We start from the raw sequence: 21,888 nt of genomic DNA, 5'->3' as shown, positions 1-21,888 counted from the left end.
TTTAGACATCATTTACCCAACTTACTTATTATGCAATCGACCTGTTATTTAATTGGTGAAGATAGCCTCTTAATTCAATGTGGGAATCTACTCCTATCCAATGACTATATCATTAGCTTAGTTATCTCCTCGACAAAATCCATTCATCAGTGGGCTAAAAAACATAGCATTCCAGTAATAAAATCAATCCATGAGATTAATTTCGAGGCATCCTCTCAAGTCGATTATATTTTTAGTATAGTTAATAGTCATATTTTATCTTCCTCCTTCATCAATCTTGCACGGAAATTAGTGATTAATTATCACGATTCCCTCTTACCTGATTATGCCGGACTAAACGCCACAAGTTGGGTATTAGTCAATGGGGAAAAACAACACGGCATCACCTGGCATGTAGTAAATGAAAAAATCGATGAGGGGGATATTCTTATCCAGCGTTCCTTCCCTATTGTGCAAAATGACACTGCTTTGAGTTTAAATTTACGCTGTTATGAGCAAGCAATCAGCAGTTTTAGTGAACTACTTAACTGCCTTAAATCTGGAGTTTATTCAGCCAGACCTCAATCTTTAGTAAATAGGCGCTATTTTGCTGCAACCCATCTTTTACCTGATTTAGGGTTTATCAATTGGCAAATCATGTCAGCACAATTCATTGTAAAGATGCATCGCGCCCTACTCCTTGGCCATTACAAAAATAACATAGGACTTTTAAAGATTTACTTAGGGACTGATTTTTTAATCGTATTAGATGCTCACGTACTAGACAAACCCTTGGAGAGAAAAAATCCAGGCACAATCATAAATATCAGCTTAAGTGAGATTCAAGTTGTAACCCATGATGGTATTATTAATTTACGATTTAAATTGCCTACTTCAGATAAAGTCTCAACAGAGACTATCTTAAAGTATAATTTATTGCCTGGAATACAACTTCCCTTACTCCCTGATAATTTCGTGGAGTTGCATTCTAAAAGCTACAAAGACGCGCTTCACAATGAGGAATTTTGGATTAAAAAACTACAGGACTCCGTGGAGCATAAAATTTTCCCTTCCTTATCTACCCATCAAAATCATTTTAATCAAAGGATAGGCCCTCTAAAAATCAGTAGTCTTTTGATTGACACCTCGAACAAGCAAAAAGCGATCATTTTATTAACAGGTTTGTTGGTTTATTTCTTTCGTTTAAATAACTATGAAAAAACCTCCATCTACTTAATCCCTCAAACACAAACTTTCTCTCAAAAAAGCTTAAACCTTCTTTTCCCTTGTTGTATGCCCTTTAATTGGCCTTCACTTAAAAATGCCTACTCGCTTGAAGAAATGACTAAAACAGTAGTAAAAAAATATCACAGCCTTTTAGCTCACGCAGGATATTTAGGCGATATACTTTTGAGGCACCCAGAACTTGAAAATCACGTTTCCCCTTCCATAGCAATTAGTTTTTCATCGATTGAATTTCACCGCTTACCTAACAGTGTCACGATTTATATCCATATTGATGAAAAAAATGACTGCATTAACTGCTACCATCGTTTGGATGAGGTGAAAAATGAATCCCAACTTAAATTAATTAGCTATTTCAATTTACATTTTTCTAAAATTATTGAAGTCTTGGCTAATTCCCCTAAAACCCCAATTAATGAATTTAGCTTTCTTAGTGCAACAGAGGAAAATTCTCTTTTTCAAATAGGTAGTGGAAAGCCATACCCCCTACCTTCTCATTCGATCACAACACTTTTTGAAAAACAGGTAGAGGAAAAGCCTAATCATCCAGCCATTTTAATGAATAGTGAAGAGGTAATTTCTTATCTAAAGCTTTGGCAAATGGGAGAAATCATAGCCGATGCGATTCGCAGTAAAGTACCTCCGCAGACATTTATTGGTATCTACACTTCACGAAATCCTATTATGCTAGCCATAATTCTAGGAATTCTTAAAGCCGACTGCGTGTATGTTCCGCTTGATATCAAATATCCACTAGGCAAAATTAATCTGATTGCAACAAACGCTAACCTTCGTTTGATATTGACGACCAGTGACTTGGCTCCAACGTTAGGTAATTTCTTTGGAAACCAAAATTCTGTCTCAATCATTGATGCCGAAATGCTTCTAGAGACCGAATATTCTCCCCAAAAAACGTTTAAAGCCCCCTTAGTTCGCGATGCAGATAAGCGGCTGGCTTATATTATGTTTACCTCTGGAACGACAGGTGAGCCAAAGGGAGTCATTATTAGTCAACGCAATGTCATTAATTATTGTTACTGGTTTCAAGAAACCACTCATTTAAGTCCAAGATCTATCGTTGATTTTTCATCATCTATCGCATTTGACTTATCAGTGCCATGCACACTGGCTCCATTAATTGCAGGAGGGGCGATAGCAATTTGTTCCGAAGAAGAGAAATTTAATCCAAAGCAATATTTAGAGCACTTACAACGGTATGGAGTCACCCATACTGAACTTACACCTGGCTACGTTGAAATATTGCTTAATTATCCTGAAGAAATTCGCAAACTTAACAAGCTTAAATATTTAATGCTTGGAGCAGATACTGTTCATACAAATGAAGTCAAGCAGTGGCTATCCCTAGCTCCACAAACTCAAATTGTCAATGAATATGGTCCTACGGAAGCGACTGTTTCAGTCACTTCTTATTTTGTGAAGCCAGATCTTCCCATTAATACCTCTACTATTCCTATTGGCAAGCCTGCTTTTAATTGTTCTTGTTATGTTCTTGATAAATTCAATAACTTATGCCCTTTAGGAATGAGAGGAGAATTGCATGTGTCCGGAGAACAAGTAGCACTTGGCTACTTGGATAAGCCTCAAACAACCGATGAAAAATTTATCAATTTACATTTAAGCAATCATGATCCGATACGTGTGTACAAAACCGGCGATGAAGTTTGCTGGAACTCAGATGGTCAGCTTATTTTCTTTGGCCGAAATGATTTTCAAATAAAACTTCACGGCTATCGTGTTGAATTGCCTGCTATCGAATCCTTACTTATGCAGCATGAATCTATTCATCAAGCAGTTGTGGTGCTTAAGAAAAGTATCAAAGAAAAATTCTTGCGTGCATATCTTGTTGTTTCTAGCAATGCCACTATTGTTTTAGATGAGCTGAAAGATTACTTAGCTAACTATTTGCCTACTTATATGATACCTAAGGAGTTTTATTTAGTTGAAAGCATCCCACTAAAAGAAAGTGAAAAAATTGATTTTGAACGCATTGAGAATGAAATAAACAAGCAATTACTTTCTCCTCCTACTGCTCAATTCGATAGGTTAACTCCGACACAAGAATACTGCCTAACTATTTGGCAGAGCGTTTTTAATAAGCAACCTATTCGACTAGAAGATGATTTTTTCGATTTAGGTGGGGACTCCTTAATTGCTTTGCAAATTATCACTTCTTTAAAAAATCATTATTCAATTCCCATTTCTCTAACTTGCTTATTTGAATGTCCAACAATCACCTCCCTTTCTCAAAAGATTGAGCAGTTGCTTAAACAACACTCGCCACAGAAACTCATGCTCAATTATGAAAGTACCCTGATAAAGCTATCAACAGGTACTTACCCTATTCCTATCTTCTTAATTCATCCTGTTGGGGGTTCAGTTTTTTGGTATCAACAGGTGGCAAAACAACTCGAGGGAAAATTCACCATTTATGGCATCCAAGATCCTAATTTGGAAGAAGATAAATACCCCTTTGAAAATCTTGAAGAAATGGCTGCATTTTATTTACAAGCCATATCTTCAGTGTATCAAGGTGATGAGTTTTGTTTAGGAGGGGCCTCTTTTGGTGCTACTGTTGCATTTGAAATGGCCTATCAATTGCAACAAGCAGACTTAAAAATTAAATTCTTAGGATTACTGGACGGTTGGGCGCATTATCCTTCAAGTTTAATGCAAGAAGAGACCTTGAATTTAATCTCTCACAATAAAGAGTGCTTAACCGAAGCACAACGTGCTCACTTTCAAAAACAGGAAGAATACAGAAAAAAATTGCTAAGCAACTATTCCATCCCTGCTCTTTCAGCCAATGTCACATTATTCAAAGCTCAGAAATTATGGAAAGGTTTTAACGAGATCAATGATACCTACAACGGCTGGCAAAGGTATGTTCAAGGGAAAATCACAGTACATCTTGTACCAGGCACCCATGAATCGATGTTTTTTCATCCTAATATCGAGAAATGGGCTCCTTTATTTTTGGAAATTTAATCTTATTTTTTTCTTTACCTTCACTTGGTTATTAATAAATGAACCCACATTTTTCAAATTGACATGGATTTAAAGCCTTAAAGTCTAGTCTTCACGTCTGTAAGTGACAATCGTTCACAACCATCCAACATAAACCGGCTAATTTTACCTCTTGACTTAATAGGATGACTCATAAAATACACAGAAAAGAGATAGTGGTCTTTATTGGTAGCGAGAATGATTTCAGCATACTTCTCTTTAAACTTATCTTTAGGATAATTAATACTATATAGCTCCCAAAATAAATGCTGCACCTTAAAATGCCGTTATTGTTGTTTCTCTCTAATCATGTTGTTAAAAAATTCTTTAAGCCGCTGGTACCGTAGTAATAATTCTCTTTATCCCTGTAACGTTTAAAAAATGTCTCGGACAATCGAACAAGAGGACTTTTTCAGCAAAAATATAAAATGGCCAAAAAACAGTTTTCAAAATGACATAGCGAATGACATCACTTTGAAGATATTGATAACTGAATTTGCGCTTCATCAGTTTAAAGCTATAAAAGGCAATGCTTGCTCGCCAAATCGCAATCACTAATCCAACAAGATAAATGGTGATGAGTAATCCATTTTGGTTTGTAATCAATTTTAAAAACAGATTAATATGCCATGAGTTGCCTAGATACGGGTTTGACATCAAAGGTTGCTCTTAGATTCAAATATATTCATTAAGTGATCGATATGATTTATTTAATAACTGAATCTGGCAAATTAATTCCTCTTAATTAACAGGGTTATCAATAGAAATTGTGGATAAATCTTCTTCTTAAAATTTAAATCTTATTTTTAACTAAGAGTAAATTTAGAGAGCCATTTTGAAAAATCAAAAATTAACCACTAAGAACTAATTTCAAGATAAATAATCTACTTTTAGTCATTACTAATCAATGACCGTTTGCTTACCAGAATTAAATTTTCTCTCTTTTTTGGTTTCTAATTCCCTGTTCCTGATGTATCATAAATCCATTTTTTATAGGTACCTCAACCCTCATGCACACCGCTTTATACTGTTTAAAGTCTGCCGTTGCTCTATTTCTTGCTCGATAAGAAATTGTGAGGAAGTACCTCTACTATTTCACGAAAATATTTCTCTCCTAAACCTCTTGTGCCAACTCTAAACGCATGTAATGAAGCTTATCACTTATAATTTTTGCCTTCAGAAATTTTTTATAAAACTCAAGCGCTTCAGTATTTTCCACAAGCACAACACCTTCAATTCGCCCACAGTTTTCTTGCTTGGCAATTTCTTTAAGTTTGTCCATTAATAGGGTTGCACCTCTCATGCGACGATATGGCTTTTTGATAAAAAGATCATTCAAATAAAGGTTTGCTAAAGAGTTTGCGGTGAAATTGCGGTAATCTATCGAATAGTTAGCAAAACCTGCTGGCTGATTATCAATCAAAAGTATTAAAAAATGGGCCAATGGCTTTTCACCAAAAATTGCCTTCCTAAACTCTTCTTTTGAATATTTAAAACGATGGAGGACTCCCTGTTCTTCTAGATCTTCTCGCATAGAATCATAGATAAAGTCAAAATCATCGATTGTGGCAAAGCGTATCTTTTTTTGCATAAAGAACTCAGCTTTAAGAAAGAGTCGATTATATCAGACTCTTAAGAATGACCAAGTTTGAATTTAGTATATTTGTGATACCATTACAGCGTTATTGGATTAAAGAAGATTAGTAGTCTAAATGCTTTTTTCTACTTAAGAGATTTTAATTATCTAGATGCATTCTTCTTACTCTCACTTGTTTTTTGGTTGAGTTTATTCCTTTTCTAGTCATTCCAATGGGTGTCTTCAGATAAAATATGCTCAGCTAGAATCCGTGGTGCACTTCTTCACTTTAGGAGTAATTTTTTTTCTATATTGCAAGAAGTAACTTAAACGATCGCGTAACATTTAAATGGTTTTTAATTGCAAATATTTTCCTGCTTTTAAATGACCTTACTTTTTATTTTGGAGTGTATCTCTTCCAAAAACTATATTTTATCAAACTCTTTTTTAATATTTATTTTGGGGTACGCTCCATCCCTAATTTGGATTTCTGTATTATAAGATTTATGATTGATCTGCGGCTCCTATTATTCGACATTATAAGAAAAGTATAAAATCCTAAGACTGAAAATCGACTGTCTATTGATGATTTGGAAGGAAGGAATCTAAGTTCTATATTAAAAGGATTTTTTTTACCCTAATAAAATCATTCCTTTTGGGTCTAATATTTCTAGTAGATAAAGCAAACAGTCCGATTGATCAATTATTGAATGATAATTTTTACCAAAATCCCGCGAAATCAATCAAATTAAAATTTAATTTTCTTGCAGGCAATATATTTATTAAACCGAAATTAAATTTTACAGGAATAACTTCCCTTGGCTTTGGGAAAACAACCAGCAAGCCCCATGACTCTCTACCTTACATACTGACAGCCTATCGAATTACGGAAAGATTTGTTTTAGGAATAAATCAATATGGGTTAAGTCTATTTTTTATTATTCAGAGTGGCCTCTTTTAAGTGCTAAATTATAACAAGTTAAAAGAGATGAAACAGTTATTTAAACACTATCGAGCTTGGGTGTTGAGTTATCATCATTGCTCAACAAGTAATCGATTCTTAGCTTATGAGCCCTGGTAAAGAATGAATATTCACTCTGTTGTGTTTGTCTATTATCTTGATCTTCTCGTTTATCATCTTGTTCTTCTACAACAATCTCACGTCTAGTAACTTCATCCTCATCCGTAGTAACTTCATCCTCATCCGTAGTAACTTCATCCTCATCCGTAGTAACTTCATCCTCATCCGTAGTAACTTCATCCTCATCCGTAGTAACTTCATCCTCATCCGTAATAGATTCATATCGACAGTTCATTGTCGTTGATGATATTTGCATTTCTTGTTTCGCTACAAGCGATTTAAGTTCTTCTATTTCTTTTCTTAGACTTTCAATAAGTTCATCTTTTGATGCTATTTGTGCCTCTAAGTTTTTTATTTTAGCAACCAAGCCTTTTAAATTGTTGGAAGGGTTCTTTTTAGTGATATGACGAGTAACACCTGGGTTTTGATTTGTCTTTTTCTTTGTTTCAGCTAAGGCTGGCGCTGAAACTGAACGAACTTGCACAGATTGCGTTAGAAGAGATTGTACAGGTTGGGCTGAACCAGTTTGAGATTGTGTGGCCTTAAATCGAGCTATCAAAGCCGGATGAGAACATTTATGCTGTTTTTGGTATTGATATAAACTTGAATAACCGTCTTTTTCTGCTACCTGGCTGGCTATATGTAAATCATGGACTGTGAGTCCATTCTTGTCCTTAGACTGCCAGTCGCTTTTCGCTGATAAAAGGTTAACGCATTCAGTATGACCAAAGAAAAATGCCCACATCAAGGGAATTGATTTGTCCTGATTAGCTAAATTTGGATCAGCATTTTTTTCTAGTAAGGTTTGCAATAGCGATGGTTTGTTATGATGTACACAGATGGATAGGGGAGTGCCATATATTATCGCTCCATCTTTACCTCTAAACTGAGTTGGCTGATTTACATCAATTCGTTCAAATTCAAGCAATAATTTGACTACATCTTCTTTCCCCAAAGAGAGCGCCAATCCTAATGCTGTGAGCTGTTTATAGCATGCATTACCGGAAATAATTCTTTGCTCTTTTACTTTTTTAATTTTTTCTAAATCATTTTGTGCAATTGCATTAAAAAATTCAATAATAATATTGGTCATTGGTCAATTCCGACTTAAAAAAGCTTAATAATAGATAATTAATTCTATTTTTGTACAACGAAAATTTGACTATGTCTGATTCCTGAAAGGAATGGGTTTATACTAATGTTGGAGTTATATTTTCTTGCACTGGTTACTTCGCCAGATTAGACTGCTATCGCGATCTTTATTTCCTGATCAAAATTTTGCAAAGTTATTGAGCCCTCATAAATGGTTAGCCTTGATTGTTTTTTGAGCTAAGCAACAAAGCCGTCAACTCTGTAACATTGGAACAACTTGGTGTTGATTATCCGAGCTCGCTTGTTCTTCAAGTTGTAATTCTTGACCGATAACGTCCTTTGTTCTTACTTCATATGAAGGCGACCTGGGTTAGTCAGATCCATCAGACCACATCAGGCATTCCAAATTGAAAAAGTTAAATTCCAAATACTCAATGTACTCATGCTTTATTTAGTGGTTAAATATTAATCTAAAAATCAAAATATAGATTTTAAAGTATTCAGATGAGGAAAGAAAAATACTGTAACCACGCTCTAAAAATCAAACCTTGTAAAAAATGAAATAATTGTCAGGTTGTAAAGAGCTAATACGCAATACAGTTCTATTATTTTAAAGGAGTGACAGGGTCTTTCGCGATATTTTGATGAGATTTGAGTAATGATCAGCAGCTTACGTTGGGATTTACAAAAAGGAGATAAATGCTCTTGAGTGTGCGAATGCTGGATGTGCAATCCCAGAACGTAAATGACATCGCAATCAGCATGGAATCACATAAAAAATTGTATACTGTTAGATTGATATTTTTGTAATAAAACGATTAATTTTTATTCTCGAGTTTTTAAGTTATGACCCAACTATCAGAAAAGCATCAATTTGTTCTAAGTTTTATAAAAGATAACGTGGAGTTTTTTGCTGCTCCTTTATGGAACCAATTTCTTTTTAAGGAGTGGGCTAAAGATGTTCCGCTCATAGCTCATTTCTCACAACAAATGCACGAACAAGATGTCATTGAAGATATAAATGAATACCAAGAAGCTCTAATTGGCAAAGGGAATTGTGATCGACATAACAGTTTGCTGTATGGTAGTGATGCTCGTATTATTCAATTATTAAAAAAGAGTGACAAATTGGTGGATTTTCTATATTCATTTTCCGAAAAAGAGAGTTTATGCTCCATTTGGGATGAATATTACGGCTCTCATCCTCAAATTGTCCCTCAAAAAAAGACTATTACTCAATCTAACTCTAATCTTGCCATTTCATCTAGTCCATCTACTTCAAACGCAACCCAAAAACTAGTTGCGCAAGACTTTGGGCTGGTACAGATTTGTAGACTATTTGAGACCAATTCAGGTGGTTTAGAATTTTTTTCTTCTATTGCCCTAGTTTTTGATGATGAAGGACACGCACTTTCCTTTAGAAAAGCACTTTGGGATAAATTTGAGCAAGAAAAAGTCTATTCCATTAATGTTGCCTACTCTAATTTCAATAAACAAGTCTATCCAACTCAGTTCATTTTTAGGGTTATTGCGTGCGCGAATAGCGATATCGCTTTTCAGATAAGAGAAAATGAGCTTAATTCTGGCGATATTCTACTTGAAGAATTAGAAAAATTAATCGATCTAAAAGGTGTTTCTCAACATGATACCGATTACTATGGACGAATTAAAAACAAAGCTATATGTAATGGCGGAAATTTAACTAAATTTTCAGTACTTTTCCAAGAACCAGTTCTCATAAAAGCTAATGTCACTGTTGCAGATCCTGTGAACGAGTCAAGAGAAATTACTCCGTAAAAACAAAAATTATAAGTTTGTTAAACAAACTTATAATTTTTACAATATTAAAAACTACTTTCTATAGACATTTCTCTTTCCTTCAGTCATTTAAATATTAATTATGTTAGTTTAATCTTAGGCCAAAATTTTTGTTGTTTTTCTTGAGAGTTACTAGATGGAACAAATTGAAGCTATTATTATTGGAGCGGGGGCTGCTGGCTTGATGTGTGCAATTGAAGCAGGCAAACGCGGTCGCAAAGTTCTGATTCTAGATCATGCCAACAAAGTGGGTAAAAAAATTCTTATGTCCGGAGGAGGACGTTGTAATTTTACCAACTATTATATCGAACCCCATCACTATTTCTCTCACAATCCTCATTTTTTTAAATCCGCATTGAGTCGTTATACTCAATGGGATTTCATTGAGTTGGTAAAAAAACATGCTATTCCTTTTCACGAAAAAACGTTAGGGCAATTATTTTGTGATAATAAATCAAAAGATATTGTAGATATGTTGCTTGTTGAGTGTGAGAAAGCAGGAGTACTAATTCATTTAAATACAATTATAGAGAAGATCCAACTCATGGATACATCTCATTTTAAAATTCACGCCAGCAGAGGTACGTTTCTATGTAATTCATTGGTCATCGCCACTGGCGGCTTATCCATTCCTACTATGGGCGCAAGTCCCTTTGCTTATAAAGTTGCCGAGCAATTTGGAATAAAAGTCTGGCCAACCAGGGCAGGACTTGTTCCTTTGACCTTGGATGTGATTGATAAAGAAAAATGTTCCACTCTTTCTGGTATTAGCATTGACAGCAAAGTTAAAAATGAACGCAATGAATTTAGAGAAAATATTTTATTTACTCATAGAGGTTTAAGTGGTCCTGCTATTTTACAATTATCCTCGTATTGGCACCCTGGAGAACCCATCAGTGTTAACTTTTTACCCGGGCAAAATCTTTTTGAGGATTTAAAAAAAGCGCGTCTTGAAATGCCTCAAAAACAATTAAATTCTATTCTATCGATGTATTTACCCAAACGATTAGTAGAGGTGTTCATTCCGCCAAGTCTTGCTGAAACAAAGCTTTCAGAATTATCCAATCGAGAGATGACTACAATCGCACACCAACTACATAGTTGGATTGTAAAACCTAATGGTACTGAAGGTTATAGAACTGCAGAGGTCACTATAGGAGGAGTAGATTGCAATGCAATTTCTTCGAAAACCATGGAAGCAAATGACGTTCCGGGATTGTATTTTATTGGCGAAGCGTTGGATGTTACAGGCTGGTTAGGCGGATATAATTTTCAATGGGCCTGGTCTTCTGGTTGGGCAGCTGGCCAGGTCGTGTAAAATACAAAGTTACACTCTAAGCATTGCTAGACCAGATTTGTTTTTTTGGTCTTCGGGGTTTAAAGACGCCCTAGTTGTAATGCGATTCCATAGGGTATTACCAAGCTTGTCTTTAGCTTGATACAAAAGCATTTCGCTATTCTGCTCGTTATCTTTTTCAAGCTGCACCTGCCCTGTCATAACATTGACACAAACATCAATATTATTACCAAGAAAACCTGGGTGCCATTTTCTCGGTAAAGCTATTTTTATTATATTTGTAGCTTTGTAGGCCAATCCTATGGATACCAAGGCCATTAATCGTGATTCAGGGCCGAGAGCACTGCAAGCCCAAACAGCTGCAGCTGTGGCCATAGCAAAACCCGCAGTAAGCCGATAATCTGTATGCGTGTAAGGAATTTTCCTTCTATTCAATTCAGCATAAATTGGAGTAGATATCGTGGTAGAGTTAAACAAGGGGTTACCATAATCTCCGCCATACATACGCGCTGTAACTTGACCGGGTCCCATCCCCTCTAATTCTTCTATCATGGTTAAGGTTACCCGAGCCGCGACCAAGGGAGTATCTATATGGGCGACAGCTATTCCTGCAGGTGATTCTAAAACAACTATCACACAAGTTTGTGCCCCTGGTGAAATAATAAAATCTTCAGGTTTCGCAGTACGTTTACTTCTAATGGTATAAGTACCAATAGGTACGATGGTTGATGTCATGTAGTTAAATAATCACCTTGATTTTTAAAGCGCTAATTGGATTTTGTCCTCAACTGAGAGTCAATTTTATCATAGCAATTCGCAGCACACCATTCATGTTGACTCCTTAGCCCGAATCATTGATCCTAAAAATTGGTTGAGCTTTTTGGCTCTTTAAGAATCAGTTGTGATTAAGCTCGTTTTGCCTCGTCCTCTGCTGAAAAAAACGGCAGAATAGCTGAGGCTAAATAATGGCGGTAGATGCGTTTTTTTGGTCGAAGTATGAATTCACCCGCTTTTTTCATCACATCAGAGGTAATTCGATAAAGACCAAGTGAATTATAGATTTCTTCTGCTTTTTTTATGAGGAGGCTCCGCGACCTCATCGGATAAAGGGAGTGCTCCATAAAATAATCCGGGTTGCGCAGCGTACAGTACCGCAAATTTTTTAGAAGCTTTCTCTGCTAAATTTACCCACTGCTCCTTTTCGCTATCTTGGGTTACATCAATCATTTTCTTCGACATTTTATAGATAGAAAAAGACTGTTTCCAATTTGCTGTTTTAAAACCACGCTCCATAATATTCATTATCATGCAAAATACAGCTTCCCAAGCATCAGGGGTAATATATTTTTGGCATTCCGTATACGATTTATGAAATGAACTGATATCCTTAGCCCAACGAGAAATGGAGAAGCTTATAAGGGCTTCAGGCGTTTTAATCGCTTTTGAGAGATCTAGTGGAATGAACTCAAAGTAAACTAGAACATTAATAGGTGGATCATTTAATACATCTGTTTGTAGTAGACCCGATTTAATTAATTCATGTAGTTGGTGAACAACATCTAAAACTTGATTTCTATACCAATTTTCAAAAACAAACTTATGAATAGTAGGTCGGTTTGTAATTGGAAGATTTTCAGCGAAATTTGGATTTAAAAACTCCCCATAAAAATGCATAGGCATGTTATCCATATCTTCAGCCGATATCCAATCATGGGTAACTAAGTACTTTGCTTCTGCTGTTCTCGTTAGGATTTGCCTTAATTGATTTGACGAATTTGAAAACAGCATCATGTATTTTATACACGGAACAAGTGAATGAAAAATATTGCATTGACGTAGAATTTTATCATTAACATATGCCCAGGCTGTTTTTACATCTGGGTCTGCTTGAAAACATCCTAAAGAATAAGTTAACTGGGTTAGGGTTTCATGCGGGCAGCTCCTTAAATAGGCTTCCGACAATGTTAGCGATAAATTGAAATAATCAATTAATTTTTTCATACCGGGGATGAGGGCATCATCAGGGGGTAACTTATTTAAACAAGTCTTTACGAATCTAAGGAGATGTCGTTTATAAAATCGCTCTGAAATTATATCCCTAGACTTGTATTCTAAAAAGGGTAAATGTCTGCCACTAAAGACCAATGTTGTACTATTATCACCAGAGCAAGCGGCACTATCGCGTGATATGCCATATAAGCTATCATAATTTGCATCAGAGGCTATACGAAGTGTAAAGACTCTGATTCTAGCTTTCTCCTCTATATCTTGTGAGGCGTCTCTGATGAACGCAATTTCGTTATCACACTTTATTAAGCCTGTATCTTTTAAAAAAGATCTAATTTCATTCTCATCTACTACATTGTTAGGTAGTAGAAAATCACATAAACCTGCTTCACCATGAGCTGCAACATTACTTGCAATAAACATTCTGGCTGTTTGTGTATTTTGAATATATCCAGGCATAAAATGATGGGTTCTGAGATATATCTCAATCGATTCTTGGCTTGCTGGCTCTGTTGATCTTAAAAGATGCGAAATAAATCGACCTTCCTCTTTCTCTAATCTTAAGAGAATCGATTCAGGGGAATGTTGGGTAATTTCATCATTAATTTCAATCCCCGCCGCTATACTATTGTCGGTTGTTGGTAAACCCATTAATAGATTTGTGAATAGAGGGTAATGCCTATATTCAGGATTTTTATCCATCCCGTATTGTAGACATTGTATAAAAGGTAAATCAAATTCATCGGTTTTTTCAGTTAAGAATTGTTCTAAAGGCTCAACCACTGCGGCCGAGACTTCTATTATACCAATTGACCTTTGGAGGTAATCTACTAAATCAGCATTTTCTTCTCTTTCTAGCCACTCAACAAATTCACTTGGTTCTTCTTCTGCAAAATCTTCTTCATTACAAAATATCCAATATTTGTCGCAAAATTTATGTCCGTTTTCTGTAAGATCGTTAATAACATAGTCTATGCATCCATCTTCTTTTGAATCAGAGGTAAAATCGGTTTGTAATAAAATGGTTACTGTATAACCGTAAGGTTCTAATAGTTGTTTGAGCCAAGCACTAAAATGCTTGGCGTGCATATAATCCCCCACTCCGTCACTCATATTCAGGACTACGATAGTTAAGTTATTTTTATCGCGTGCAGAGGGTATGAAATTAAAGCTGTTGAATAAGCTCCAATTTGCTGATGGATATAATTCTCTTAGTTGCTCAAGTCTAGTGTCATAGGATTTCACCCGTATACTATAACATAATTTTCCGTTTAGTGCAGAAAAAATGGGACTTAACGGTTAAACTTTATAGAGTGTTAAAAAACTGTTTTTTGATGTACATAATTAATAGAGGGACACGTTTCTTTGGTCACAATTAATTATTAAATAAATCAGTTATTTTATTTGCATAAAAATCGGTTGATTATTTTCTTTATTCGATGATTTCAATGAAATAGCTTTAAGCAGTATCAGGCTACCGGAAGAATAGAAAAACGATGCTTTTTGGAATTAATTTGGTTAATAAAACAAAAAAATTTATATCAATATAGTTATAATAATATAGCATCGGATTATATATCCAATATTACACAATCGGAACAAATTAATCATTAACATATTAAAATTGCTCTAATTTAAGCAAACTGTTTATTTTACCTTTCGCTTCCCCCAACAGAATAACAACAGAAAAACCGTAATTTTAAGATCCCCGGGGGAGCGATTGAGAAAACTAGTTATAAAAATAAATCCACTATACTCATTAAGTAAGTTGTAGCTGACTATTGTAATCTCTTGTTACTTTTACGTATTGTTCTCTTGCTTTAGCCCATATTGTCAAAAAATGAGCATTTTTATCTAAGCTTGGCTTAGAAACTCTTGAAAGAAATTCACAATTAACAGAGACAATAAATTCAAGATTTGGGGAACTAAGAAGTTTTTTTACATTATGTGTCATTGACTTATTTCTATTAATTAACTCTTGAAAGATCCTCCAATACATTACCTATATCGCCGCTACGATTTTTTGTATAAGCTTTTGTGAGAGCATCCTCCGGTAATACATTGTTATAAAAATCAATTTCTAATCTTTTGTTATTTTTTCCCAAATATTTGAGGAGATAAATCAATCCATCCCACAATGAAATGTCTTCAAATCTTTTTCTCGCCATGGTACAAGTCATCAGATGGAGCTCAATATCAGCCTACTCCATAACACAACCTAGAAATTTTATCTGATTATTTAGATTCAGTCGTTCAAGATTTTCTGGAAGGTTATTGGCAATACAAATAACGTCTTTATCACTAAGACAATTTTCTGCAAAAGAAAGAACCTTTAAGGTTTTATTATTGTTTAAACCATTCATTATAATTTCGATATCATCGGTACTGAAACCCTCACCGGTTTCTTCAAATGCGAAGCTTGTTAAAGATGTATTATTTCTCTTAACATCGAATTTAACGCTTTCAGGCAATCATGTGTTGCGGGTTCTTCTGATATATCTGGTACAGCTACGTTACTTAATTTTAATTGTGTCAAATGATTGTTACCAGTACCTCAAGTTGCGCGAGTGCCTCAAAAATGCAAGCTAGGTGATTAATTCGTAAGGAATCAAAGCCAACGGATTGAGAAATAGTTAATTCTGTAAGATGACAATTCCTTTTCAATGCATCAGCTAAATCTTATGCTTTTCTTTAGCTTAATCTTTTCTTTTATTTATGCTTTAATCAAAGTTGCACTCAAAATTACAAACCATCAATACACGATTATCTATTCCTTTTTAATAATAGGTTCATATAGTTTGTTACAATTTCTGCCCATGCGAATTAACGTTTTTTCATTAGGAGAAATTGATACCTTTTATCTACTAATGATTATTCTAATATTTACTCATTTAGGATCATGCTTGCTATTGATGCGACTTAAAAGCCTTGGAATCTGATAGCGAGAAATACCCATTTTCTTATATTTCAGGATTGATGATACTGATAGTTACAATGGTAACCACTTTTAATGAGGGCTAACTCATGAAACATATTTGCGTATATCTTGGTTCCAAGTACGGTAATAAAGAATGAAATGCCTATTCAACACTCACTAACTACCGATTATTTTATTCACTGGAGTAAGTTTCACGTCGTTAATTTTGCGATTTAATTTGATTACAACTTAATAAATATGATATAATTTCGTCGTTTTTGTGAAATAATTTGTCATTTGCAAAGGCTGCGATGTGTCTTCTCCCCAATGGATTACTGAGGAGGACTGATACGAATTCAAGTTTCCATTACGAAACGGGTGCATCGTCCTGATAGAAGCATTAGGCTTTTTCAAGGCGATTACCTATCAATCGAACTATCCCTTATTTTCTAAAGCCTAATCTATTGATCATAAATAGAGGGCATTCTCATGTTAACAGAAGAAATCATTAACACATATTATACCATCGGAAGTAACGGACTCGATTTGTCGAAAATGGAAGACGATATAGATGATAATGATGTATTGAATGTTCTTATTCCATTTTTAACAAGCAACCCTTCCATCAATTTTGTTAATTTAGCAGGACACAATGTTCGCCGTGATGGACTTAGAGCATTGGTTAATTTTCCTAATCTAAAGGGTCTTGATCTCTCGTTAAATGATTTGGGCAATAAGGGGGCTCGAATTGTAGCAACCACAACAACTTTAGAATATGTTGACTTATCCGATAATGGGATCAGTCGAGCAGCAAAAGACTTGGCAGCAAATAAGACGATTAAGATCCTAAAACTTTATTACAATGACTTGAGCGATGAAGATGCAAAAGCATTCGCTGACAATGATGTCCTTGAAGAGCTGAATCTAGCGAGTATTGGTGTTGGTAATGCTACATTACTGGCACTAGCAAAGAGAAATAAGTCTCTAAAAAGATTGGATATTTCGAGTAATGAAGAAAACATTACTAATACTGGTATCCTTTTTTTTAGGAAGAACAACACGCTCGAGGAATTATATTTACAAGATACTGAAATAGAAGATTTAGCTCTTGAAGTTTTGTCAACCATGACTAAGTTAAAGAAATTAGATATATCCAACACTGGGATAACTAATAAGGGGATCATTTTTTTTAAGAACAACAGCGTTATTGAGGAATTAGACATACATCGCACCGAAATAGAGGATGAATCCCTAGAGGCCCTAGCAACCATGCCTAAATTAAGGCGATTAAATTTATCCTATACGGGAGTTACCAGTACTGGTCTGCTTTATTTTACAAATAATGCAACTATTGAAGAATTCAATCTACAGAAAACTGAAATTGAAGATGAAGCCCTCGAATCATTAATAACAATGTCTCAATTAAGTAAGTTAAACGTAGCTAGCACTGGAATAACAAGTAATGGTATAAGTCATCTAAGAGATAATAAAACTCTTGAGCAACTGGATTTACAAGGCACTAAAATCGACGACACAGCCTTTGAAACGTTGGCAACTCTCAGTAAATTAAAAATGATCAATGTATCTAAAACTAAGGTGACCGGCGAGGCTGTAACAAAATTTCGAGCAGAACATCCAGGCATTGAAATCGTGGCGAACGATTTATTAGAGAATGGAATAGAAGAAGAAAAAACAGAAGCAACGGTAAGTGAGCCTCCGTCAAAGAAAATTAAGCTCTCTGAAACAGCGTATTCGTTTATAGTGGAATGGCAGTTACCTAATAACACTGGTGAAGAAGATGATGTGGAAAAGGAATCAAGTCCATATTCTTCGCCAAAAGGATAAGAACCGGATGTGATTGAAAATTATCCAAATTAGTTGATTTAAAAAGGTACTGCTCTATGACAAAAACTGACTTTTTTTCTCCACTACCCCAAGAAGTTTTGGTACGCATCTATTCCAATCTAGGCCTTAAAGAACTTTTAAGCGCCTGGCACACTGGTGGAAAAATTCAGCAAAGAGCGATAGAGGATGTTTTATTTAAAAAAAATGAGATCGAATTTTACTCAAGTCAAATCCAGATATTAACAATACTCTCCAACGTGCGCTCGATTTTTAATGGTGATGATAACTATTTGCATGCCTTAGGAAAAAAATTCGCTGCAAAGATGAAAAATCCCCAATTAACCTTGGCGGATCGATTGCAAGGGTTAAAACTGATTGGAGCCATTTGGCACGTTCATCCGGATATTACGCTGATAGTATCCAAACTTTATGATCAAGATCCCGGAGTTTGCCAAGCATCACTAAATAGCTTAGCAGCCATAGTCCCTGCTTTAGAGGAAAAAGCGCTAGCTGCTCTTGTTGAACCCGTCATCAATAAACTCAGTGATCCAAATTGGAAAGTGCACCAAGCCGCATTGAATTGTCTAACAGCTATAGCCCCAGTTTTGAAAAAAGAAACTCTAAGAACTCTTGCTGAACCAGTTACAAACAAACTCAATGACCAAAATGGGGATGTTCGCTATTCAGCTTTAACTTGTTTAGCAGTTATAGTACCTACTTTAGAGAAAGAAACGCTAATAGCTCTTATAGAGCCTATTAAAAATAATCTAAATGACCCAAATCCGGATGTTTGCCAAGCAGCATTAAATTGCTTAGACGCCATGGCACCTGCTTTAGAGAAAGAAAGATTAGCAACGCTTGTTGAACCTGTTAAAAACAAACTCAATGATCAAGATTTGTTTGTTCGTTCTAAAGCATTAAATTGCTTAGCAGCCATGATACCTTCCTTAGAGAAAGAAACGCGAGCAACGTTTGTTGAACTTGTTACCAACAAACTCAATGACAAAAATTTGCATGTTCGACAAACAGCATGTCACTTTCTTGTCTTTTTATTAGCCAATCCTGAGAACGATCTAAAAATAGAAATAGATAGTGCTTCACTGAATACAAGTGAATCATTACTTATTCATGTTGTTTCTGACTGGATTAACCAAATTCACAAAGTTTCAATTCAGGCAGAAGTGGCAATGCAACAAGAAGAGAATCCCCTAATAAATAGGCTTTGAGATTTCACCCCTCTTCCCCTAACCCTCTCACGTATGCGGGAGAGGATTTTGAATCTAAACCTATAACGAGATTTGATTTAATTGATATAAAAGGTACCGTTCCATGACAAACACTGACTTTTTTTCTCCATTACCCCAAGAAATTTTAGTACGTATCTATTCCAATCTAGGTCTTAAAGAACTTTTAAGCGCCTGGCACACTGGTATAAAAGAAAGTAATAACATCAAATTGCTCACTAAAGATATTATTACAAAATCAATCATTTGCTCAGAAATATCAGTGCCAACCACACAGCCTCGATGAGCAAGCTTGGCCATTTCATTTGTAATCAATCCATCCCCACAGCCAATATCTACACATATGACAGCTGCTGCAGAAATTAAAGCTAGCTTTCATTTCAAAATTGAAAATTATTTGGACATTATGAATTTATTTTGAAAAAATGCTTATTTGTTTATTGAGGTGTCTTATGCCGTTTCAAGGTAGTTTTATTAGAAATGCAAATAAGGTTTTGAAAAAAATGGGTTACTTGAAACAATCATTAAAACCTTTAAAGATCAAAATATTAAATTGGATTTTGAAGCTTGCAGATTCTGTCTAGAAACAGTTTGGGCGGAAAAATCGGACTTTTTATTGAGGGATATTTTGGATTTTTTAAAACCTCATCTACTGGAAAATCTTCTATTAGAACTGAAAAGCATTAATTCACCTTCAGAGATATCAGAGTTATTATTTTTTCGAATATTAAATGAGTATAATTGCAAGTATAAACAAGATGGAAACTTGGATGTGGATTTTATGAACATCGTTGTAAAAAAAGCCAATGAATCGGGCTGTCTGGAAAAACTTGAAGCTTCCGGATTTTTTAAACTGGATAGATCAGAGTACCGTTGCTGGTTTTTACATCTTTCTTTGTTCCACAAAGAAGACATGGAATTAAGAAGGCTAGTGGAAAAAATTGCAATCAAGCAATACAATCCAGCCTCAATAGCAGGTACCTTATTTTCAAGATTTAATGGTCAACAGATCCAACAAGATATTGTTTCCCCGGTTGCCGTTCCAAGCTAATCATGGAATGGAGGTTTGTGAGCACTATGGATAGTGCGCCAAACTCGCTTTCTTTCCTGGTGAATGCATGTGGGGCGGAACATATAAAGAACTTAATGACTCTGAAAAAATTTGGGATAGGATTGCAAGGGAAAGAACTAGTCAGGAGCTCAGCCATTCGAGACCAAGCATTACAAAATCTTCCTTGGATGACTGCCATCGCATTCATGTAAAATAAAATTTCTTAAGTTCTATTATAACCTGTTGAATATGATTATCTTAAAAGAACCATCATGCCAAGATGAGAAAATATTCCTTGGAACAATGCAAAAAAGTCAAGATTTTCATTTCCCTTTCATTGCTGCACCTAAAACATCAGATGAGTTTCAAACCTATTTAGAAAAAAGCAAAAAAGACAGCGAAAGGTACTTTATTGCCTGGGATAACAATAACAACATTATTGGTGTTTTTAATGTCAGTGGCATTATGCGCGGTGCGTTTAAAAGCGCCTATCTTGGCTACTATGCCTCAATCGATTACGCAGGCAAAGGTTTAATGAGTCAGTCATTAAAACTAGTTCTAAAGGAAATCTTTACTACCTTAGAACTTCACCGAATTGAAGCGAATATCCAACCCACTAATACTCGCTCAATACATCTTGCTACAAGAAACGGCTTTCTAAAGGAAGGATTTTCTCCTCGTTACTTAAAAGTTTATGGCATCTGGCAAGATCATTTACGTTTCGCTTTAACTGCTGAAGATTGGTTATCGAATCAGTAATGAATCAAAAAACCAATATATTTATTTGAAAGTATGGTAATCGGTATAAATTCCATGCAAAACTTTCTTCACATCCGTACCTTTTAATTGGCCAACATAAGGTCTTCCAAAATGCCCATGCTAAGGCTCGCATCCACGTATCATTATCCAATTGCACTGCATCTTTAAATATACTTCTTTCTTCATTGGTAAAAAAATTCCACCCTAAATCGTAAAGCTGATCAGGTAGTAAAACTGTATTTTAGGCGCTTTAATTAAAAATTTGGGATAGTTTATCGGGCCAAGAATTAGTATCTGATCCAAAGGTTCCAACTTAAAATAAACTTTTGAAATAAATCCATCAGAATTAGGGGGGCATATTCCAATCCCTTGATATATTGCTTATTCCTAATAGATAAGGGTAATTATTGACTATCTGTCAATACAATTTGTAAAGGGATTTTATATATCGACTGGAAATGCTTAATAATTTTGGGCCAATTGTTTTTATTTGAGGTTTTTAGCTTAGTTGCAATAAGATGAATCATCCATCTTGTATTATCTTGGATCGTACTATACATCGTGACCCCTTCTTGGATTTGTAACACATATTCCGTGTCTCCTATTTTTTGCAAAGCAAATATATCTGGCAACCAATAATTTAAAAAAAATTGCACTTGCCTTGACTTAAGTCTTCTTTTTGCTCCTTCGAAATTTTTAACCCACCCATTTTTAGTATTTTAGCTTTAGGTCTATCAAGAGGCTGAATGGAATCAATCACCTCATTCCATAAAGGTGGAGGATTATTTTTTAGCAGCTGTTGAATAACAGCAAAATTACCATTTACAAATGAGCGATTTATTGTTAATCGATTCAAATCAATAAAGTGGAAGAAAACAAAGTAAAAACCACCCAAAATTAATAGGGATATTGCTATTGCCAACGTGACTGTTTTGACATAAAGATTAGACGTG

Annotated in this window: 15 protein-coding genes; 7 read left to right on the top strand and 8 right to left on the bottom strand. The window is 35.1% G+C overall.

Annotated elements, in window-relative coordinates:
- Window positions 1-30: 30 nt before the first annotated feature.
- A complete protein-coding gene (locus tag LMI_RS14800) occupies window positions 31-4,230 on the top strand; it encodes an amino acid adenylation domain-containing protein (RefSeq protein WP_052679439.1) in 4,200 nt (1,399 codons plus the stop codon).
- A 345-nt stretch (window positions 4,231-4,575) separates the two neighbouring features.
- Here the strand turns inward: LMI_RS14800 and LMI_RS03345 are convergent, their stop codons facing one another.
- From LMI_RS03345 to LMI_RS03330, 3 genes are all read right to left on the bottom strand, one after another.
- Window positions 4,576-4,905 (bottom strand): hypothetical protein, encoded by a 330-nt coding sequence (locus tag LMI_RS03345; protein WP_045098530.1) that lies wholly within the window; start codon window positions 4,903-4,905, stop codon window positions 4,576-4,578.
- 457 nt (window positions 4,906-5,362) lie between these two features.
- Window positions 5,363-5,839, bottom strand: coding sequence for a GNAT family N-acetyltransferase (locus tag LMI_RS03340; protein ID WP_052679438.1), 477 nt, complete (start codon window positions 5,837-5,839; stop codon window positions 5,363-5,365).
- Between the two features lie 986 nt (window positions 5,840-6,825).
- Window positions 6,826-7,998, bottom strand: a complete 1,173-nt coding sequence (locus tag LMI_RS03330) for an ankyrin repeat domain-containing protein (protein ID WP_045098528.1) — start codon at window positions 7,996-7,998, stop codon at window positions 6,826-6,828.
- An 845-nt stretch (window positions 7,999-8,843) separates the two neighbouring features.
- Here LMI_RS03330 and LMI_RS03325 point away from each other — a divergent pair.
- Complete coding sequence (locus LMI_RS03325; RefSeq protein WP_045098527.1) at window positions 8,844-9,794, top strand: hypothetical protein; 951 nt, start codon at window positions 8,844-8,846, stop codon at window positions 9,792-9,794.
- 157 nt (window positions 9,795-9,951) lie between these two features.
- Window positions 9,952-11,133, top strand: a complete 1,182-nt coding sequence (locus LMI_RS03320) for a BaiN/RdsA family NAD(P)/FAD-dependent oxidoreductase (protein WP_045098526.1) — start codon at window positions 9,952-9,954, stop codon at window positions 11,131-11,133.
- A gap of 9 nt (window positions 11,134-11,142) precedes the next feature.
- On the opposite strand, the gene LMI_RS03315 is transcribed toward LMI_RS03320, so the two are convergent.
- The 3 genes from LMI_RS03315 to LMI_RS03300 form a co-directional block, all read right to left on the bottom strand.
- Window positions 11,143-11,847 carry a hypothetical protein gene (locus LMI_RS03315; RefSeq protein WP_045098525.1) on the bottom strand — a complete coding sequence of 235 codons (705 nt, stop codon included), beginning with the start codon at window positions 11,845-11,847 and terminating at the stop codon, window positions 11,143-11,145.
- 318 nt (window positions 11,848-12,165) lie between these two features.
- Window positions 12,166-14,364 carry a hypothetical protein gene (locus LMI_RS03310; RefSeq protein WP_143001022.1) on the bottom strand — a complete coding sequence of 733 codons (2,199 nt, stop codon included), beginning with the start codon at window positions 14,362-14,364 and terminating at the stop codon, window positions 12,166-12,168.
- Window positions 14,365-15,086: 722 nt separating this feature from the next.
- Complete coding sequence (locus tag LMI_RS03300) at window positions 15,087-15,287, bottom strand: hypothetical protein (RefSeq protein ID WP_143001021.1); 201 nt, start codon at window positions 15,285-15,287, stop codon at window positions 15,087-15,089.
- Window positions 15,288-16,525: 1,238 nt separating this feature from the next.
- On the opposite strand from LMI_RS03300, the gene LMI_RS03285 reads away from it, so the two are divergent.
- Window positions 16,526-17,881, top strand: coding sequence for a leucine-rich repeat domain-containing protein (locus LMI_RS03285; protein WP_045098519.1), 1,356 nt, complete (start codon window positions 16,526-16,528; stop codon window positions 17,879-17,881).
- A gap of 56 nt (window positions 17,882-17,937) precedes the next feature.
- On the top strand, window positions 17,938-19,107 hold the full coding sequence (locus LMI_RS03280) for a HEAT repeat domain-containing protein (protein ID WP_045098518.1): 1,170 nt from the start codon (window positions 17,938-17,940) through the stop codon (window positions 19,105-19,107).
- A 156-nt stretch (window positions 19,108-19,263) separates the two neighbouring features.
- Here LMI_RS03280 and LMI_RS15800 read toward each other — a convergent pair whose 3' ends face one another.
- Window positions 19,264-19,425: a hypothetical protein gene (locus LMI_RS15800; RefSeq protein ID WP_082639073.1), complete on the bottom strand. Its 162-nt coding sequence runs from the start codon at window positions 19,423-19,425 to the stop codon at window positions 19,264-19,266.
- Between the two features lie 253 nt (window positions 19,426-19,678).
- Between LMI_RS15800 and LMI_RS03270 the strand changes: the two genes are divergently transcribed.
- Together LMI_RS03270 and LMI_RS03260 are read left to right on the top strand one after the other, a co-directional pair.
- Window positions 19,679-20,176 carry a hypothetical protein gene (locus LMI_RS03270; protein ID WP_143001020.1) on the top strand — a complete coding sequence of 166 codons (498 nt, stop codon included), beginning with the start codon at window positions 19,679-19,681 and terminating at the stop codon, window positions 20,174-20,176.
- Between the two features lie 249 nt (window positions 20,177-20,425).
- Window positions 20,426-20,935 carry a GNAT family N-acetyltransferase gene (locus LMI_RS03260; protein WP_045098514.1) on the top strand — a complete coding sequence of 170 codons (510 nt, stop codon included), beginning with the start codon at window positions 20,426-20,428 and terminating at the stop codon, window positions 20,933-20,935.
- Window positions 20,936-21,575: 640 nt separating this feature from the next.
- Here LMI_RS03260 and LMI_RS03250 read toward each other — a convergent pair.
- Window positions 21,576-21,857, bottom strand: a complete 282-nt coding sequence (locus LMI_RS03250) for a hypothetical protein (protein WP_058393262.1) — start codon at window positions 21,855-21,857, stop codon at window positions 21,576-21,578.
- Window positions 21,858-21,888 lie beyond the last annotated feature (31 nt).

This window comes from Legionella micdadei (genome assembly GCF_000953635.1).
GTDB classification, from domain to species: domain Bacteria; phylum Pseudomonadota; class Gammaproteobacteria; order Legionellales; family Legionellaceae; genus Tatlockia; species Tatlockia micdadei.
The sequence above is the reverse complement of the archived record's forward strand: the minus strand, read 5'-3'. Positions and strand labels throughout refer to the sequence as shown.

Bases quoted from the DNA above. Each gene is read 5' to 3' on its own strand.
- LMI_RS14800 (WP_052679439.1), top strand. From the start codon at position 31: ATGCAATCGACCTGTTATTTAATTGGTGAAGATAGCCTCTTAATTCAA.
- LMI_RS03345 (WP_045098530.1), bottom strand. From the start codon at position 4,905: ATGTCAAACCCGTATCTAGGCAACTCATGGCATATTAATCTGTTTTTA.
- LMI_RS03340 (WP_052679438.1), bottom strand. From the start codon at position 5,839: ATGCAAAAAAAGATACGCTTTGCCACAATCGATGATTTTGACTTTATC.
- LMI_RS03330 (WP_045098528.1), bottom strand. From the start codon at position 7,998: ATGACCAATATTATTATTGAATTTTTTAATGCAATTGCACAAAATGAT.
- LMI_RS03325 (WP_045098527.1), top strand. From the start codon at position 8,844: ATGACCCAACTATCAGAAAAGCATCAATTTGTTCTAAGTTTTATAAAA.
- LMI_RS03320 (WP_045098526.1), top strand. From the start codon at position 9,952: ATGGAACAAATTGAAGCTATTATTATTGGAGCGGGGGCTGCTGGCTTG.
- LMI_RS03315 (WP_045098525.1), bottom strand. From the start codon at position 11,847: ATGACATCAACCATCGTACCTATTGGTACTTATACCATTAGAAGTAAA.
- LMI_RS03300 (WP_143001021.1), bottom strand. From the start codon at position 15,287: ATGGCGAGAAAAAGATTTGAAGACATTTCATTGTGGGATGGATTGATT.
- LMI_RS03285 (WP_045098519.1), top strand. From the start codon at position 16,526: ATGTTAACAGAAGAAATCATTAACACATATTATACCATCGGAAGTAAC.
- LMI_RS03280 (WP_045098518.1), top strand. From the start codon at position 17,938: ATGACAAAAACTGACTTTTTTTCTCCACTACCCCAAGAAGTTTTGGTA.
- LMI_RS15800 (WP_082639073.1), bottom strand. From the start codon at position 19,425: ATGGCCAAGCTTGCTCATCGAGGCTGTGTGGTTGGCACTGATATTTCT.
- LMI_RS03260 (WP_045098514.1), top strand. From the start codon at position 20,426: ATGATTATCTTAAAAGAACCATCATGCCAAGATGAGAAAATATTCCTT.